The 15,468-nt window shown below is 73.0% G+C and carries 13 protein-coding genes; 2 read left to right on the top strand and 11 right to left on the bottom strand.

What is annotated here, in order from left to right; genetic code table 11:
• Positions 1–88: 88 nt before the first annotated feature.
• Positions 89–850, top strand: coding sequence for a GntR family transcriptional regulator (locus ACFZAM_RS21780; protein WP_355333180.1), 762 nt, complete (start codon positions 89–91; stop codon positions 848–850).
• A gap of 158 nt (positions 851–1,008) precedes the next feature.
• On the opposite strand, the gene ACFZAM_RS21785 is transcribed toward ACFZAM_RS21780, so the two are convergent.
• Complete coding sequence (locus ACFZAM_RS21785; RefSeq protein ID WP_391048342.1) at positions 1,009–2,466, bottom strand: UbiD family decarboxylase; 1,458 nt, start codon at positions 2,464–2,466, stop codon at positions 1,009–1,011.
• A 452-nt stretch (positions 2,467–2,918) separates the two neighbouring features.
• On the opposite strand from ACFZAM_RS21785, the gene ACFZAM_RS21790 reads away from it, so the two are divergent.
• Positions 2,919–4,937, top strand: coding sequence for an NPCBM/NEW2 domain-containing protein (locus ACFZAM_RS21790; protein ID WP_391048344.1), 2,019 nt, complete (start codon positions 2,919–2,921; stop codon positions 4,935–4,937).
• 60 nt (positions 4,938–4,997) lie between these two features.
• On the opposite strand, the gene ACFZAM_RS21795 is transcribed toward ACFZAM_RS21790, so the two are convergent.
• The 10 genes from ACFZAM_RS21795 to ACFZAM_RS21840 form a co-directional block, all read right to left on the bottom strand.
• On the bottom strand, positions 4,998–5,900 hold the full coding sequence (locus ACFZAM_RS21795) for a BadF/BadG/BcrA/BcrD ATPase family protein (protein WP_391048347.1): 903 nt from the start codon (positions 5,898–5,900) through the stop codon (positions 4,998–5,000).
• A complete protein-coding gene (locus ACFZAM_RS21800) occupies positions 5,897–6,919 on the bottom strand; it encodes an SIS domain-containing protein (RefSeq protein ID WP_391048349.1) in 1,023 nt (340 codons plus the stop codon). Before ACFZAM_RS21800 ends, ACFZAM_RS21795 begins: the two co-directional genes overlap by 4 nt.
• The gene (locus ACFZAM_RS21805) at positions 6,916–8,043 is read right to left on the bottom strand and encodes a Gfo/Idh/MocA family oxidoreductase (RefSeq protein WP_391048351.1); all 1,128 of its coding nucleotides are present in this window, start codon (positions 8,041–8,043) and stop codon (positions 6,916–6,918) included. The genes ACFZAM_RS21800 and ACFZAM_RS21805 overlap by 4 nt, the downstream gene beginning before the upstream one ends.
• Positions 8,040–8,792: a TIM barrel protein gene (locus tag ACFZAM_RS21810; RefSeq protein WP_391048353.1), complete on the bottom strand. Its 753-nt coding sequence runs from the start codon at positions 8,790–8,792 to the stop codon at positions 8,040–8,042. Before ACFZAM_RS21810 ends, ACFZAM_RS21805 begins: the two co-directional genes overlap by 4 nt.
• A complete protein-coding gene (locus ACFZAM_RS21815; RefSeq protein WP_391048354.1) occupies positions 8,789–10,954 on the bottom strand; it encodes a primary-amine oxidase in 2,166 nt (721 codons plus the stop codon). The genes ACFZAM_RS21810 and ACFZAM_RS21815 overlap by 4 nt, the downstream gene beginning before the upstream one ends.
• A 151-nt stretch (positions 10,955–11,105) precedes the next feature.
• Entirely contained in the window at positions 11,106–11,867 is a 762-nt protein-coding gene (locus ACFZAM_RS21820) for a GntR family transcriptional regulator (protein ID WP_355333197.1), read from the bottom strand.
• Positions 11,864–12,925 (bottom strand): Gfo/Idh/MocA family oxidoreductase, encoded by a 1,062-nt coding sequence (locus tag ACFZAM_RS21825; protein WP_391048358.1) that lies wholly within the window; start codon positions 12,923–12,925, stop codon positions 11,864–11,866. The genes ACFZAM_RS21820 and ACFZAM_RS21825 overlap by 4 nt, the downstream gene beginning before the upstream one ends.
• A gap of 93 nt (positions 12,926–13,018) precedes the next feature.
• Positions 13,019–13,990 carry an NAD-dependent epimerase/dehydratase family protein gene (locus tag ACFZAM_RS21830; protein WP_391048361.1) on the bottom strand — a complete coding sequence of 324 codons (972 nt, stop codon included), beginning with the start codon at positions 13,988–13,990 and terminating at the stop codon, positions 13,019–13,021.
• Positions 13,987–14,781, bottom strand: a complete 795-nt coding sequence (locus tag ACFZAM_RS21835; protein ID WP_391048364.1) for a TIM barrel protein — start codon at positions 14,779–14,781, stop codon at positions 13,987–13,989. The genes ACFZAM_RS21830 and ACFZAM_RS21835 overlap by 4 nt, the downstream gene beginning before the upstream one ends.
• Positions 14,778–15,437 carry a ThuA domain-containing protein gene (locus tag ACFZAM_RS21840; RefSeq protein WP_391048367.1) on the bottom strand — a complete coding sequence of 220 codons (660 nt, stop codon included), beginning with the start codon at positions 15,435–15,437 and terminating at the stop codon, positions 14,778–14,780. The genes ACFZAM_RS21835 and ACFZAM_RS21840 overlap by 4 nt, the downstream gene beginning before the upstream one ends.
• Between the last annotated feature and the right edge of the window lie 31 nt (positions 15,438–15,468).

Consider the following 15,468-nt stretch of genomic DNA (forward strand, 5'->3'; position numbering starts at 1 on the left):
GACAGACCCTTCCATGAGTCGCGAGGAGGGCCCGCGAAGTGCCGGGAGAACCCGCGGGCGTGGGCGGGCGGCCGTGAGCGGAGAGGCGGTGGGTGACGCGATGGCGGTCAACGGGGAGGGCCGGGACGCCCCGCGTGCGTCCGGACCGCCGCTGACGGCCGGTGAGCGGGAGATCCTGCGGGTGCTGCGCCGGTCGGAGGACCTGGACAGCGTGGCGGCCCGCATCCTGGTCTCGGTCGGCAGCGCGATCATCGAGGGCCGGCTGAAGCCGGGCGACGACCTCAACTCCGTGGAACTCGCCCGGCAGTTCAGCAGCAGCCGGACCCCGGTGCGCGAGGCGTTGCAGACCCTGGAGCGCGAGGGCCTGGTCGAGATCGCGGCCCGCAAGCGCCCCCGCGTGCGCCGCCTGGGCCTCACCGAGGTCCGGGAGATCTACGAGCTGCGGTCCGAGCTGTACGGGCTGGTGAGCCGCCGGATCATCGCCCACCGCACGGCCGGTGAGATCGAGGTCTTCGACGGCGTTCAGGCCCGTCTCGAGGAGGCCGCGGCGGCCGGGGACCTGGAGCGGTACTTCTGGCTGATCGTGGACTTCCGCAACACCGAGGCGCGGCTGGCCGGGAACGAGACCGTGCGCGCCGTCCTCGACTCGGTCGGCATCAGGACCCTGCATCTGCGTCACCTCAGCCTCTCCCTGCCCGGCCGCCTCGACACGTCGGTGGAGGACCACCGCAGGCTGGTCCGCGCGTACGCCGACGGCGAGGCGGAACTGGCCGTCGCGCTCACACGGTCCATCGTTCTGCGCGGTCTGGCGGCGGTGGAGCGCTCGGGGTGGACGGGCTCCCCGGACTGACCCGCCGGTCGACATCAGCGGGCCTGCGCGTCGTGGGCGCTCCTGGACCGCGCGGCCCCGCCGGGGGCGTCCGCCGCGGTGCGGGCCCGGTGGAGGGCGACCGCTTCGGGGCGGCGGCCACCGCGATCTCGTCGGCGATCCTGTCGACGGCCGGGCTGTCACCTGGCACCGCCCAGGATGTCCGGCCAGCGGCGTATCACGTGGTCGACCAGTTCCCTGCTGGCCTCCGCGACCCGCGGGAAGTCCTTGAGCCGGGTCCAGGGGCGGCAGGCGTCGATCACGGCGCGGGTGTTGAACGGCGGCAGGCCGGGTGCGCGCAGCGGGTCGACCCTGCTCCCCCACGTCTGCCGCATCGTCTCGATGTCGTCGGCGGGGTCGGTGCGGGTGCAGACCGCCCACATCACGTCGTTGAGGCTGCGCGGGTCGACGTCGGCGTCCACGACGACCACGAATTTGTTCATGTACGCGGCCTGCGGGAGCTGCGAGGTGAGGTAGCCCGCCTGCCGGGCGTGACCCGCGTAGTTCTGGTGGATCGACACCGCGAGCAACTGCCGTCCGCCGCCGACCTCGTGGGCCCAGACGCCCTCGACGCCGGGCAGTCCTGACCGCACCAGCGCGTCCTGGATCATCGCGGACTTCATCACGCTGCGCATGTAGGAGTAGTCGTGCGGCGGCTTGCCGGGAGGGGCGCCGAGCAGGATCGGGTCGTGGCGGTGGTAGATCCGCTCGACGTCCATGGTGAGCACGGCCTCGGTGCCGCCGCTGTAGTAGCCGGTCCACTCGCCGAACGGCCCTTCCTGCTCCCGGCGTTCGGGATACAGCCAGCCCTCGACGGCTATTTCGGCGGTCGCGGGGATCGGCAGCCCGGTGACCTCGCCGCGGATCACCTCGACGGGGCGGCCCAACACGGCCCCGGCGTACTCCAGTTCCGACAGTCCTGTGGGCACCTCGGTGCCCGCGACGACCAGCAGCAGCGGGTCGTGGCCGAGCGAGGCGGTGACCGGCGCCCGGCCCTCGCGGGCGAACCACTCGCGGACGTGTGCGGCGCCGTGCTTGCCCGCCTCCATGTTGATGCTCGCCGCCCGCCCGCCGTTCTGCACCTGCATGCGGTACGCGCCCGCGTTGAGGACGCCGGTGGCCGGGTCGGCGGTGAAGACGGCGCAGCCGGTGCCGATGTACCGGCCGCCGTCGTTCTCGTGCCATTTCGGCACGGGGAAGGCGAGCAGGTCGGCGTCGGCCGCGGTGATCACGTTCTCGGTGACGGGGCCCCGGTCGACGGCCTCGACGGGGTACTTCCCGGCGTTCTCCACCCACTCGTTGGGGCGGGTGCGCAGCGCCTCGACCAGACCGCGGTCGTCCAGGTCGGTGCCGAGCCGCAGGGTCATGCCGAGCCTGCGGGCGTTGGCCATGCTGGCGGTGAGCACTCGCTGGCCGGGCCGGTAGCCCTCGATGTCGTCGAAGAGCAGCGCGGGCGGCGAGGGGCGTTTGTAGTTGACCTCGGACGCGGCGCCGATCTCCTTGTCCCAGTGCGCGCCGGAGAGGGTGCGGACCTCACCGAGTTCCCCGGCCAGTTCGAGCCAGGTCCGCAGGTCATTGACGTCGTCGAGGGACCTCACGCCACTCGCCTCCCGTTCTCTCATGTGTGTCGCGACGCGATGAAGGTCGAAGAAGCCGCAAGAGTAGTCCGCGAGTTGTACGTCGCCGGTGTCGCTGCGCCCGCGGATGCCCGGGGCCCTCCTCGTCGAGGTGAGCGAGCACCGCGTTTCCCCTGAAGTGTCGACACTCGACCACGGGACCCGATTGAAGCAGGGGGGATACCCCCTGTCCAGGGGCCAGCGATCCGCACCCCCGCACCGTTGAGTGTCGACACTTCTGGTGAATCTGACCGAAGTCTTGTCATGGCCCCGCACGGCTCCTAACGTGTCGCCGCGAAGAAATTTGCTCGACTCTGTTCAGTTCCGTTGAGTCAAAGCGTCGAAATGCCAGCGATCCGCACACGATCAGTCCCACGGCGCGCATCCGCGGACCTCCGGTCCGCCTCGCCCACCCCGCGAGCAGAGGATTCTCCATGCCACGACTCGTCCGCAGGCTGCTCGCCTGCGCCACCGCCTGCACCCTGTGGGGCGGCGCCCTCGCGGGCGCGGCCGTCACGGCCGGTGCGGTGGTCACCGCCACCCCCGCCGCCGCACTCGACAACAGCCTCGCCCGTACGCCCCCGATGGGCTTCAACGACTGGAACGCCTTCGGCTGCGACGTCAGCCAGGCCCTGATCGAGCAGACCGCCGACTACCTGGTCAGCTCCGGTCTGAAGAGCGCCGGATACACCTACGTCAACATCGACGACTGCTGGATGACGCACACCCGCGACGCCGACGGCCGCCTGGTCCCCGACCCGGTGAAGTTCCCCGACGGCATCAAGGGCACCGCCGACTACGTGCACGGCAAGGGACTCAAGCTCGGCATCTACGAGGACGCGGGCACGGCGACCTGCGCCGGATACCCGGGCAGCCTCGGCCACGAGACGACGGACGCGCGGACCTTCGCGGACTGGGGTGTGGACTACCTCAAGTACGACAACTGCAACAACACCAGCGACGGCACCCGCGAGGACTACGTCAGGCGGTACACCGCGATGCGCGACGCGCTGGCCGCCACCGGCCGCCCGATCGTGTACTCGCTGTGCGAGTGGGGCGTGCAGAACCCGTGGGAGTGGGCCGGTGACGTCGGCAACTCGTGGCGCACCACGGGCGACATCAGCGACAACTGGACGAGCATGCTGTCCATCGCCGAGGACAACATGCCGCTGGCGCAGTACGCGGGCCCCGGCCGCTGGAACGACCCCGACATGCTGGAGGTCGGCAACGGCGGCATGACCGACACCGAGTACCGCACGCACTTCTCGCTCTGGTCGATGATGAACTCGCCGCTGCTGATCGGCACCGACCTGCGCAAGGCGACCCCGCAGACCCTGTCGATCCTCGGCAACAAGGACGTCATCGCCCTCGACCAGGACCCGCTCGGCAGCCAGGCCACCGTGGTCTCCTCCGACGGCGGCCGGTACGTGCTCAGCAAGAAGCTGGCAGGCGGCGAGCGGGCGGTGGCCCTGTTCAACTCGGGCGACCAGGCGCAGCGGATCTCCACCACCGCGCGGGCCGCGGGACTGCCCAAACGCGGCAACTACTCGGTGCGCGACCTGTGGTCGCACACCGACTACCAGAGCGCGGGCGGCCTGTCCGCGACCGTGCCCGCGCACGGCACCGTCCTGCTGCGGGTCGGCACCGACCCGCGCGCGGTCCTCGCGCCGCCGCTGTTCGACACCGGGGTCACCGGACCCGACCACATCGAGCCGGGCCACAGCGCGACCGTGTCCACGTACGCCACCGACCTCGGCTCGCTGCCCGCCGCGACGGTGAAGGTGCGGCTGACCGGCCCCGACGGCTGGACGGTCCGCGCGACCGGCGCCACCGGCAGCCTGCTGCTGCCCGGCGGCCGGACCCTCATCACACCGTGGACGGTCACCGTGCCCGCCGACGCGCGGCCGGGCGCGTATCCGGTCACCGGCACGGTCAGCTACCGCGATCTGGTCAACGGCCGTACCGTCACGGTGCCGTTGGTCGGCAGCGTCGCCGTCAAGGTGCCGCCGCCCGCGGGGACCAGCTACCTCAGCGACCTGCCATGGACGACGTCGAGCAACGGGTGGGGGCCGGTCGAACGCGACCGCAGCAACGGTGAGACCGGGGCGGACGACGGCAGTCCGATCACACTCGGCGGCACCGTCTACGCCAAGGGCCTCGGGGTGCACGCGCCGAGCGACATCGCCTACTACCTCGGCGGCGTCTGCTCCACGGTGACGGCGACGGTCGGCGTGGACGACGAGAAGAACGGCAAGGGCACCGTCCGCTTCACGGTCGTCGCGGACGGCACGACGGTCGCCGACAGCGGCGTGGTCACCAACGCCATGGGCGGCAAGGCGCTCACGGCCGACGTGACCGGCGCGCAGAATGTGCGGCTCGTCGTGGACGACGGCGGCGACGGCAACGACAGCGACCACGCGGACTGGGCGGACGCGAAGCTCATCTGCTCCTGACCGCCCACGACCCGGCGCGGCGGCGCGTATCCCTCCCACGCGCCGCCGCCCCGGCCCATGTCAGCCCGTGCGGTGCCGGGCCCTGGCCAGCGCCACCGCGCCCGCCACCGGGGGAACGTCCAGCAGGCGCAGGGTCAGCGAGGGGTGCGCGGCGGCGAGCCGGGCGCGGAAGGCGTCCGCGAGCCGCGGCTGCCGCACGACGACGCTGCCCGCGGCCACCACCGTGTCCCCGACGGCGCCCCGGCCGACGAGCCGGGTCACCAGCAGCGCCAACTGCCGGCCCGCCTCCTCGACCACCGCGGCGGCGAGCGCGGAGCCCGCGTCGGCGGCACGGAAGACGGCGGGCGCGGCCGGGCCCCAATTGCCGGGCGTGGGTTCGTCGTTGACGGTACGGGCCAGCGTCTGCGGGTCCGGGTCGCCGAAGTGGTCCAGCAGCGCCGCGAGCAGTCCGTCGTCGGCCCGCCCGGCGTCGTACGCGGCCAGCGCCGATCTGACGGCGTCCCTGACGATCGCGGGCGCGCCGCCCTCGTCGCCCAGCACCCAGCCCCAGCCGCCCGCGAAGAGCACCTCGCCCGCGGCGTCGGCGCCGACGCCGATCGAGCCGGTGCCCGCGATGACGCCGATGCCGGTGGTGAGACCGGCCGCGGGCACCAGCAGCGCCGCGTCGTTGACGACGACCGCGGGTACGCCGAGGGCTTCGACGGCCGCCGCCAGGTGCGCGCAGTGCCGCTGGGTGTCGCAGCCCTGCGCGCCGATCCCGACGGCGGCGATCTCGTCGCCCTCGGGCACCGCGCCCGTCAGCCGTTCCAGCAGCCAGCGCGCGGCGGTGTCGACCGGCGCCGCCTCCCAGCCGTCGGCCGGCAGCGTGCGGTCGGCGCGCGGCGACGCCGCCGGGTCGGCCAACGGCGCGACGCGGACGGCGAGTTTGGTGCCGCCCACGTCTGCGCCGACAACGACCTTCATACGCCCGGCCGTTCGGCCGCGACCTTGATGTCGGAGTTGTGGAACACGAATTCCTCGATCTCGACTCCCCTGACCTCGGCGACCGCTTCGACGAGGATCTGTGCGACCAGGATTTCGATGATCGCACGCTGCGCGGCCGGGAGGCGCGGCACGGTGACGGGGTGCAGCAGCGGGCCGCCCTGGACGGGCTCGCTGGTGACGAGGACGACCCGGTGGCCGGAGTACGCCAGGGTCTCGGCGACGGCGAGTTCGCGGGTGTCGCCGAAGATGACGTGCACCCCGCCGCCCGCCGACTCCATCGAGCCGTGCAGATACTGCCGGGTGCTCATGCCGGTCGACGGAATCCTGGCGACCTCGCGGAAGAGCAGGGCGCTCGCCTCCGCCGAGCCGACCGCGGGCCCGGTGCCGACGAAGTCCGCGGAGGTCGCGGACGCGAACAGCGGTGCCAGCGCGCGCAGTTGGGGTGTCAGGACGCGCTCGGTGCGGGCGAAGACCTCGCCGAGTCGGGCCCAGCCGTCGTCGATCCGGCCGCCGTCCCAGGCGTCGGCGAGGAGGCCGAGCGCGGCGACGGTCGCGGTGTAGCCGATGGTGGACGCGTAGCTGTCGGGAATGCTGCCGAGGTCGAGCACACCGCTGGCGAGGTCCGCGATCGGCGACGGCACGACGTTGACCACCGCGAACCGTCGCGCCGGGTCGACGGAGTCCAGCACGGCGAGCGTCTCCGCGCTGCGTCCGCTCTGCGAGACGCCGACCACCGGGTGGGCGCTGGCGGGGAAGGGCAGCGGGTGGTCGCCCGCGCCGAGCCGCCAGGAGTGGACACCGCGGCTGCGCAGCGCCCAGACCGGCGCGCACGCGGCGGCCAGGCTGGCGCCGATGCCGACGAAGACCGGTCCCGGCCCCGCCAGCCGGCCCTCCGCCGCCGACGCCGTGACCGCGCCGGTCAGCCGGGTGACCGCCGTGGCGAGGGCCTCCGCCTGGGTCGCGCGGGCCGCCGAGTAGGCGATGTAGCCGTCGGTCATTTCTGCTCCGTTCCTTCGGACGTCCGGGTGGTCGGATCCCAGTGCGGCGGGATCGGTGGGACAGGCGGCGCGGTGCTGTCGATCCGTACCGGCGCGCCGAGGTCGGCGGACTCCTCGATCGCGAGCATGACGTCGAGTACGTGGTAGGCCAGTTCGCCGCCGGCGCGCGGCGGTCGGCCCGCCCGGATCGCGCGGGCCATCTCCAGGACGCCCACGCCCCGCCCGGCCGGCGCGCCGGTCGCGGGGACGGTCCGCCACGGCGCCTCGGGGGTGATGTCGGTCAACAGCCGTGTGGGGCCGTCGAATCCGCTGACCGGGACCTCCAGCACCCCGTCCGCGCCGGTCACTTCGAACAACTGGCGGCGTACCGGCGAGTCGAAGCTGTAGACGGACGTGCCGACCACCCCGGACGCGAAGGTGGTGAGGACGCTGAGGTGCGTGTCCACCTCGACGGGGAAGCGGGTGCCCGCGTCCGGTCCGGAGCCGACGGTGCGCTCCGCGCGCGGCCGGTGCCCCGCGGCGGTCACCGAGGCGACCGGGCCGAGGAGTTGGACGAGCGCGGTGAGGTAGTAGGGGCCGATGTCGAAGAGCGGGCCCGCGCCCTTGGCGAAGAGGAACCCCGGCCCGGGGTGCCAGGCGTCGGGTCCCGGGCCCTGCATCAGGGTCAGTACGGTCCGCGCCGGGCCGACCGCGCCGTCCGCGAGCAGCCGCGCGGCGGTCTGGATGCCGGGGCCCAGGATCGTGTCGGGCGCGTTGCCCACCGCGACCCCGGCGGCGCTCGCGGCGTCCAGGACGGCGCGGGCGCTGTCGCGGTCCAGCGTGAGCGGCTTCTCGCCCCACACGTGCTTGCCCGCCTCGATCGCGGCGAGCGCGACCTCGTCGTGCGCGGCCGGGACGGTCAGGTTGACCACGAGGTCGACGTCGTCGCGGCGCAGCACCTCGGCCGTCGTGCCGGACACCGGGACGCCGTACGCGTCGGCCTGCGCCCTGGCCCGCGCGGGGTCGAGGTCCGCGACGGCCGTGACGGCGAGGTCGGGGTAGGAGGTCAGCGAGCGCAGGTACTCGTCGGAGATGTTGCCCGCGCCGACCACCGCGACGCGGGTCGGCGTCCCGTGCGCGCTCACGCGATCACCAGCTCGCGGAAGTAGGCGGCGTTGCGCTCCACCAGCGGCCATACGTCGCTGTGGTGGGCGACGACCTCGACGACCGGCAGTTCGAGTACGGGGGCCGCCAGCGCCACGACCTCGGCCATCCGGTCGGTGGCGTCGACGCCGAGCACCGGCCGGTCGTTGCCCGGCTCGCGGTCCCGTACGACGTGCAGCAGCCTGACCCGGTCGCCGAGCCGGGGCAGCAGCTCGAAGACGTCGGCGCCGCCGACCCCGGCCCAGTAGACGTCCAGTTCCAGGACGACGGCCGGGTCGAGGAGTCCGGCCAGCACCTCGTAGGCGGGGACGCCGTCCACGCGCTGCGCGAACTCGAAGTCGTGGTTGTGGTAGCCGATCCGCACACCGCGCGCGGCGGCCTGCTCGGCCGCCGCGTTGAGCGTGTCGGCGAGCCGCTGGACCCCGGCGCGGTCGGCGACGCTGTCGGGGGCGACCCACGGGGTGATCACCGTGCCGATGCCCGACTCGACGGCGGCGTCCACGATTTCGGCGGTGTCGTGGCGCAGTACGGAGGAGTGCGCGGTGGCCGCGTGCAGGCCGCTGTCGCGCAGGGCGGCGGCGAGCCCGGCCGGGTCGGTGAGGATGTCGTACGGCTCGGCGTGTGTGAAGCCCAGCGCCGCCAGGCGCGCGAGCGTGCCGTCGAGCCGGTCGGGCCCGAGGTCGTCACGCACGCTGTAGAGCTGGATGCCCAGCGGGTGCTCTGCCGTCATGCTCCGGCCTTTCCGTGATCGTCGTGCTGCTGCTGGTGCTGGTGGGTGTGGTCGTGGTGGCCGTGGTCTTCGCCCCGGCCGTCCCGGTCGTCGTGGCCCCGGTGACCGTCATGGCCCTCGTGGCCCTCGTGGCCGTCGTGGCCGTCGTGGCCGCTGTGGTCCGCGCCGTGGGTTCCGGCCGGGTGACAGTGGTCGCCGCTCGACGGCGGGATGTCGAGGGTGGGATTGCGGCCGAAGAACCCGTACGGCTTGAGGACGAAGCCGGCCGAGTCGACCGGCATGACCGGCCAGTCCTCGGGGCGCGGGAAGTGGGTGAGCCCGAAGGTGTGCCACAGCACGATGTCGGTGCCGTCCACGTCCCGGTCGGCGGCGGTCCAGGCGGGCAGCCCCGCGCCGCCGGTGTGCATGTTCACCAGGTCGCCCGCCGGATAGTTCTCGTCCGGCGCGTACGGCGTCACCCACAGGTGCTTGGTGGCGTACGTGGCCCGCCGGTGGATGTCCGACTCCTCGTCGGCGAGCAGCACGGGCAGGCCCTCGGGGTGCAGCATCCAGCCGACCGGGTTGCCGAGCCGGTTGGTCACCGAGGGGTTGGTGATCAGCCAGGAGCGGTTGCGGGTGTTGTCGGCGAGCCGCTGCGCGCCCGCTTCGGTGCGCAGCCGGGTGACGGTCTGGGTGAAGCCGGTGCCGGTGGGGTTGGCGGGTCCGCGCGGGACGAGGGCGGCCTCGACCTCGTCCACGGCGTTGTCCGTACCGTCGACCGTCATGTCCAGCCGGGCGCTGAACAGGTGCTGGTGGTAGGGGGCGCCGAGGCCGGGGGCGAGTTCCGAGGCGAAGGGGTGGCCGGGGCCCTGGTAGGCCGAGGTGAAGACGACACCGGTCGCCTTGACCTCCAGCTCGATCGCGCCGTCGAGCGAGAAGTACCAGTAGAAGCCGTAGTCGTAGTTGCCGACGGTGACGAAGAAGGAGACGACCAGGCGGCGGTTGCGGCGTGAGTCGGACGAGCCGGTCCAGTTGTCGTAGTGCTTCCAGAGGATGCCGGTGTCCTCCTCGTGGACGCAGATGGCCTGCGGGACGACCCGGACCTCGCCCGCGCTGTCGGCGAGCACGGCGTCCAGGTAGGTGATGTCGCCGACGCAGTCGCAGCCCAGTTCAAGGGAGTTGGCGAAGCCGCCGAGCAGGTATTCGCCGCAGTCGAAGAAGTTCTGGAACCAGCGCTGCGGGCTCGGGTCGCCGTAGGGGACCATCATCTCCGCGATGGAGGCGCGGTAGAGCACGGGGCGCGGCACGCCCGCGTCCTCGATGGCGACGTTGTGCAGGACCAGGCCCTCGCGCTGGTCGAAGCCGATCTGGAGGGACCAGCCGAGCCAGTGCAGGACGCCGTCGTCGTCGACGGTGAAGCTGGGGCCCTCGGGCTGGGTGATCTCGATGGGCTTCAGTCCCGCGCGCGGCGGCTGCCCGACCCACGCGGGGTCGTGGAAGTTGCCGTCCTCGCGCGGCACCGGCAGGTCCATGTGGTCCTGGACGTCGAGGACTTCGCGGGTCACGACGTCCACGATCGCGGTGACGCCGTCCACCGGGTGCGCCCACCCGAGGTCGTCGGGGGTCTTCTGCACGAAGGTGAAGCAGCGCTGGAGGCGGCGGCCGGTCTCGCCCTCGCCCGGCACCCCGGCCGACAGCGGATTGACCCGGAGCTGCGTGAGGTCGGTCAGGCCGCGCTTGCGCATGGCGGCGAGCCAGCGCTCGTCGCGGTGCACGATCTCCTCGACCAGCGGGAACTCGGCCAGGACGACGGGGACATGGCCGTCGGTGGCGACGTCCAGTTCCCTGGCGGTCACGACCCGGTCCTGCTCGGGGCAGACCACGGTGTCGTACGAGACCCCGGTGCGCATGTCGATGAGCATCACGCGGAAGCGGCGGGGGGCCACGTCGCCCGCGAGCAGTTCGCGCTTGTCCTGTTCGGCCAGGCCGAGGTACGCGACATGGGTGTCGGGGCCGAGGAGCCCTTCGCGCCGCAGCAGCGCGGTGGTCGCGGTGATCTCCGCCGGCCGCGGCGAGGCGAGGGCCCCCGCGAGAGCCCCGGCGGGGGACCCGGCGAGCGCGTCGGCGCGGGCTCCCGGGACGGCCCCGGCTATGACGGTCGGTTCAGGCGGGGTCGGGGTCACGAGGTCTCCGCATCTGCGAATGGGTCCGGGCGGCGGGTCGGGGCGAGGGAGGCGGCGCGCGGGCGGCGGGCCGGGGCGGCTGCCGCGACCCCCGGGCGGCGGGCCGGAACCGTACGGGAGCGCGCCGTGGCGGCGGCCTTCGGGTGACGGCTCATGTCGCGTTGCCGCGCGCGAAGGAGGTCCGCAGCCGGTAGCGGTCGCCCGCGTACCGGATCGCCGAGGAGAGCAGCGGGCGCTGGCTCCGGTCGCGGACGATCTGCCGCATCTCCAGCACTGGCGTGCCCGCGGCGATGGCGAGGTGTCCGGCCAGTACGTCGTCGGCCGGGCGCGCCTCGATCGTCGTGTCGGCCCGGTCGAGCTGGAAGCCGAGCCCCGCGATGGTGTCGTAGAGCGAGTGGTCGGTGAAGTCGACCTCGTCGAAGCCGACGGCGATGTCGGCGGGGACGAAGGACTCGTCCACCGCGATCGGCACACCGTCGAGCATGCGGACCCGGTCGACGCGGTAGAGCGGGGTGCCCGGCGCGATCTGGAACGCCTCCGCCTCGTCGAAGGTCGAGGTGCCCAGTTCGCGGCGGAGCACCCGCGAGGTCGGCACCAGGCCCATCCGGCGGGCCGTCTCGGTGAACGACTCCAGGGTGTTGGGCCACTCCTTGCGCTCGGGCACGCCGACGTACCAGCCGCGGCCGTGCGCCGGGCGCAGCACGCCCTCCTCGACCAGCGCGGTGAGCGCCTTGCGCAGGGTCACGCGGGAGATGGCGAGCATCTGGCACAGTTCGCGCTCGGGCGGCAGCCGTGAGCCGGGCTCGACCTCGCCCGCGGCGATCCGTTCCTGGAGCGCGGCCTTGGCCTGGAGCCACAGCGGCTCCGGGTAGTGCGTGGTGAGCGCCCGGGGCGCCGTGTGCTGCGTGCTCATGCCGGGACCTGGACCTTCTCCCATGTGCCCGAGCGCATGGAGGCGTAGCAGGCGTCGAGGACGCGGTTGACGACATGGCCGTCCTCGAAGGTCTCCAGCGGGGTCTCGCCGCGGGCGAAGCGGTCCACGAAGTGCCGCATCTCCTGGCTGAAGCCGTAGGCACGGGCCTCCTCGGGCACCGGGTGGACCCAGCCGGTGTCGGCGTCGGCCTTCTCCACCAGGTAGCCCGCGGGGTTCTCGATGAAGCCCCACACCGGGGTCGCCGAGGTGTCGGTGACCAACCGGCCCGCGCTGCCGACCAGTTCGTGGCGCAGTTGCATGCCGCCCTTCTCGATCCACGAGGACTCGACGGTGGCGAGCTGGCCGCCGGCGAATTTCAGCAGCGCGACGGCGGTGTCCTCGCCGGTGGTGCGGTCGGCGTGGGCGAGGGTGGCGCCCCAGGCGAAGACCTCGGTGACGGGGTTGTCCTTGCCGAAGAAGTGCCGGGCGGACTCCACGGTGTGGCAGCCCATGTCGAGCAGGGCGCCGCCGCCCGCGGTCCGCGCGTCCCAGAAGTGCGGGGCGTGCGGCCCGGAGTGCGCCTCGCGGGCGCGCAGGGTCAGCAGGTCGCCGATGGCGCCCGCGGCGACCATCTCGTGCGCCTTGGCGATGTTCGGCGAGAAGACCGAACTCTCGGCGTAGCCGTGCCAGATCCCGGCCTCGCGGACCACCCGCAGGATCTCGGCGGCCTCGTCGCCGTCGCGGGCCAGCGGCTTGGTGCAGACCACGCCCTTGCCCGCGGCGGCGACCGCCCGTACCGCGTCCAGGTGTGCCTCGTTGGGCACGGCGACCACGACGAGGTCGACGTCCGGGTCCGCGCACAGCGCCGCCATGTCGTCGTAACAGGTCGCGTCCGGCGCCCACTTGGCGGCCAGCGCCTGTGCGCGTGCGAGGTCGCGCGAACAGGCGGCGACGAGCGCCGCGTTCCGTACGTCCTGGAGAGCGTCCGCGTAGGTGTCGCCGATGAATCCGGAACCGATGAGCCCGACGCCGATCACGCGTTCCTCTTCCCTCGTCATTCTCGCCCCATGATAGCAAAGTGGTTTTGCAGTGGTCTTATAAAGGTACGCCACGTAAAGACCACGGAGTACCACTGTCCGGTGCGGCGCGCATCACGCCTCCAGCAGGCCGTCGAAGGCCCGGTCCAGGTCCTCGTCGACCACCCGCAGTCCGGGGTGGGCGTCGTAGTGCGCGAGCGCCTCACGCGCGCCCTGCGCGAAGGAGACCTCCGGCGCGAAACCGGGGACCAGCGCCCGCAGCTTGGAGGTGTCGAAGAGCATCGAGTGCCGGAAGTCGTGCTCCAGCACGTCCCGCCACCCCGGCACCAGCTCGGCGATCGACTCGCTCGACCGGTGCCGCAGCACCGGCTCCCGCACCCCGGCCGCGGCGGCCAGCGCGAGATGGATCTGGTCCCAGGTGAGGATCGCGCCGCTGACGACGTTGACGCTCTCGCCGATCGCCTGACCGTTGCCGAGCAGCGGGACGAAGGCGCGCGCGAAGTCCCGTGAGTGCGTCAGGGACCACAGCGAGGTGCCGTCGCCGTGCACGACGACCGGCCGGCCCGCCCGCATCCGCTCGATCGCGGTCCAGCCCGCGAGCACCGGGATCACCGTGCGGTCGTAGGTGTGGAAGGGCCGCACGATCGTCAGCGGGAAGCCCGCCTCGCGGTACGCCTCCTCCAGCAGCAGCTCACAGGCGATCTTGTCCCGCGCGTAGCCGAAGTGCGGCTGGCGGCGCGGGCTGGACTCGGTGATCGGCAGCAGCGGCACCGGGCGGCCGAAGACCGAGCAGGTGCTGATGAAGACGTACTGCCCGGCCCTGCCGGCGAACAGCTCCCGGTGGTCGCGCACGTCGTCGGGCGTGAAGCCGACCCAGTTGACGACGGCGTCGAACTCCTCGCCGCCCAGCGCCGACGCGAGCGCGGCGGCGTCCCGGACGTCCGCGCGCAGCGACCGTACGCCCTCGGCCGGCGGCCGGACGGGCGCGGACCGCGTCACGATCGTCACGTCGGCGCCGCGCGCGACGGCCTCGCGGGCCGCCGCGGAACCGATCATCCCGGCGCCGCCGAGGAACAGCACCCTCATGCCCGCTCCTCGGTCGGCGCCGGGACGTGCGAGGCGCCGCGGGAGAGCCCGCGGCCGACCAGGTGGTCGTAGGAGCGGCGCAGCGCCTCGAACGTGTCGATGTGCAGCCGCTCAAGCTCGACGATGTGCCAGCGCAGGCCGGACGGCGTGGTCAGCGTGCGCGCCCAGTCGATCCGCCCCTCGCCGATGGGCACCATCACGTCGTCCTCGTAGCTGACGGCGGGGCCGTCCTTGACGTGCACGAAGCGCGCCCGGTCGCCGAGCCCGGCCAGCACCTCGGCCGGGTCGGCGCCGCCCATCTGCGCCCAGTAGGCGTCGAGTTCGACCAGGACGCGGTCGTCCAGCAGGTCGAGCAGCAGGTCGTACGCCTGCCGCCCGCCGAAGACCTGCGAGAACTCGGCGAAGTGGTTGTGGTACGCGATCCGCATGCCGCGCCCGGCGGCGCGCTCGGCGGCCTCGTTCACCCGCTCCACACCGCGCCTGATCGCGTCCGGCGAGTCGAACTCCTCGCGTTCCATGCTCCAGACCAGCACCTCGGCGCCCAGCTCCTCGTTGGTGTCCAGCAGCGCCTCGGCGTCAGGACCGGCGGGGAACGGGGTGTGCGCGCTGGTCAGCGCGAGCCCGGCGGACGCGACGGCGTCCCTGACCCGGGCGGCCCCGAAGTGCTCCACCAGGCCGTACGTCTCCACGCCCGCGTAACCGATCCCGGCGATCTCGGCGAGCGTGCCCTCCAGGTCGGCGCGGGCCTGGTCGAGCACCGTGTACGTCATCACACCGATCTCGGCGGTCACGCGTCCTCCTCCGTACGGCGGGCCGCCCACAGCAGGGCCTGGCGGACCAGGGCGCGCACCGGCGGCTCGCCCCACGAGCGCATGTCGTGGCCGAGCGCCAGATACACCACGCGGCCTTCCCCGGCCGCGCGGGCGTAGAGCACCGGGATCACCTCGCCGTCCGCGCGGCGGCGCGAGGCGAGGACCGTCACGTCGTCGTCGGCCAGCTCGAACTCGTAGTACTCGTCGAAGAGTTCGAAGTCGGACAGGCCGCGTGTGACCGGGTGGTCCGCGACGATCTCGACGGTGTGGCGGCCCTCGTGGTGACCGGGGCCGTGCGAGAGGTAGCGGTTGCCGAGCAGTTCGAACAGCGGCCGGTCGGCCGGGTCGAGCCCGTCGCCCGCCCAGCCCATGATGTTGGCGCCGTGCACGCCGACCAGGCCCTTGCCCGCGCGTACGGCGTCGGCCAGCGCCTGCTGCTGCTCGGTCGCGAAGTGGCCGCCCGCGGTGTAGAAGAGGTACACGTCCGCCTCGGCGGTCTCCGGCCGCGCGTCGACGAAGCGGCTGGTGCCCATCGCCTTGCGGGTCGCGAACCCGGCCTCGGTGCCGAGCTGTTGGAAGACCTCGGCAGCGCTCAGCAGGTCGTGGTGGATGTCGTCGCCGTTCACGATGACCATGGCTCTCGGGGTCGAGAGGTGTGGCATTGCG

The sequence above is a fragment of the Streptomyces sp. NPDC008079 genome, assembly GCF_042957385.1.
Classification (GTDB): Bacteria; Actinomycetota; Actinomycetes; order Streptomycetales; family Streptomycetaceae; genus Actinacidiphila.

Bases quoted from the DNA above. Each gene is read 5' to 3' on its own strand.
- ACFZAM_RS21795 (WP_391048347.1), bottom strand. From the start codon at position 5,900: ATGAAGGTCGTTGTCGGCGCAGACGTGGGCGGCACCAAACTCGCCGTC.
- ACFZAM_RS21830 (WP_391048361.1), bottom strand. From the start codon at position 13,990: ATGAGGGTGCTGTTCCTCGGCGGCGCCGGGATGATCGGTTCCGCGGCG.
- ACFZAM_RS21825 (WP_391048358.1), bottom strand. From the start codon at position 12,925: ATGACGAGGGAAGAGGAACGCGTGATCGGCGTCGGGCTCATCGGTTCC.
- ACFZAM_RS21800 (WP_391048349.1), bottom strand. From the start codon at position 6,919: ATGACCGACGGCTACATCGCCTACTCGGCGGCCCGCGCGACCCAGGCG.
- ACFZAM_RS21820 (WP_355333197.1), bottom strand. From the start codon at position 11,867: ATGAGCACGCAGCACACGGCGCCCCGGGCGCTCACCACGCACTACCCG.
- ACFZAM_RS21810 (WP_391048353.1), bottom strand. From the start codon at position 8,792: ATGACGGCAGAGCACCCGCTGGGCATCCAGCTCTACAGCGTGCGTGAC.
- ACFZAM_RS21790 (WP_391048344.1), top strand. From the start codon at position 2,919: ATGCCACGACTCGTCCGCAGGCTGCTCGCCTGCGCCACCGCCTGCACC.
- ACFZAM_RS21840 (WP_391048367.1), bottom strand. From the start codon at position 15,437: ATGGTCATCGTGAACGGCGACGACATCCACCACGACCTGCTGAGCGCT.